This window comes from Tenacibaculum sp. 1B UA (assembly GCF_033978845.1).
In the GTDB taxonomy this organism is placed as follows: Bacteria; Bacteroidota; Bacteroidia; order Flavobacteriales; family Flavobacteriaceae; genus Polaribacter.
Window position 1 is genome coordinate 1 of the sequence record NZ_JAKVUA010000038.1, and the last position, 1310, is coordinate 1310.

A 1310-nucleotide genomic window follows, 5' to 3' on the forward strand; every position below is an offset into this window, starting at 1 on the left:
TGAGTCGTCCTAAAATAGGTTGACATATTAAAAAATATAATTTAAACCAGAGAAGCTAGCTTCTCTGGTTTTTTATTGTGTATAAAATTAGGTGTTTTCATATTCAAACTCAAGTGAGGTCTTAGATTATTATAAATATTTATTGATTGTTTTATGAGTTTTTCTAATTCCTTACCTGTATTACATTTATAAATTAAAAATTCATGTTTCAAAATTCCATTAATTCTTTCTGCCAAAGCATTTTGATAACAGTCGTATCCATCGGTCATTGATGATTTTATTCCTTTTTCGGCTAACTTGTTTTGATATATTGTAGAACAATATTGTAATCCTCTATCAGAATGATGAATCATTGGTCCAGATGTAATTCTATTTTTAATGGCCATAGTTAAGGCTTTAACTACATTTTCTGCACTCATATCATTACTTAAATGATATCCCATAATTTTTCTACTAAAAGCATCGGTCACCAAAGATAAATAATGGGTTCGTTCTCTACTTTTTACATAGGTAATATCACTGACAAAGTATTGTTCTGGGCGCACTATCTTTGTTTCTTTGATTAGATTGGGATACTTGCGTAACCAATGTTTAGAGTTAGTGGTTTTAGTGTAATTCTTTTTAGGTTTGATTAACATGGATTCTGAGCGTAAATAATCAAATAGGGCATCTCTACCTATTTTTATTCCTTGATTATTAAACTCTTTCTTTAGTAAATAATACAACTTTCGAGTACCTATTCTAGGCATTTGCATACGTATTTTTAGAACTAAAGGTTTAATTTTAGAACGTTCTGATCTTCGAGCGTTCTCTCGCTTAATGCTTTGATAGAATCCTTGTCTTGATATCTCAAACAATCGACAACAACGAGATAAACTTATCCTTTGTTCTTGTCTGATGCTTTGGAGTGTTGAGATAAATACTTTTTTCTAATAGAAGTTCCATATTGACTATCAGAGATATCAATCATTTTATTGAGAATCATGTTTTTTAACTTCTGATCTTCTAACTCCCGTTCTAATCGCTTTATTTTTTGGGCAGGTGTTTCTTTGGATTTTGATTTCATTAGTAAGGCAGGTTTGCTCCAGTCTAAGATACCATGTTTTCTTAACCAAACCAAAACAGTACTCCTACCTTGAATACCATACTTCTTTTGAGCTTGTTTATAGGTTAACTCGCCCTTTTCTACTTGAGAAACTACAGCTAATTTAAAGCCTAAGTTGTAATCACATTGTGTGCGTTTCTTCTTGGATACATTGTTTTTCATAAAATAAGTCTAAATTGTGTCAACTTATTTTAGGACGAGACAT

At 30.9% G+C, this 1310-nt stretch carries 1 protein-coding gene; it reads right to left on the bottom strand.

The window, feature by feature from the left end; translation table 11 throughout:
- Positions 1-41: 41 nt before the first annotated feature.
- Positions 42-1267 (bottom strand): IS3 family transposase gene (locus MK851_RS15595; RefSeq protein WP_413788396.1). Its coding sequence is split into 2 segments (ribosomal slippage): positions 42-883 and positions 883-1267, totalling 1227 coding nucleotides; the frame shifts between segments, so codons are not numbered across the junction.
- Positions 1268-1310 lie beyond the last annotated feature (43 nt).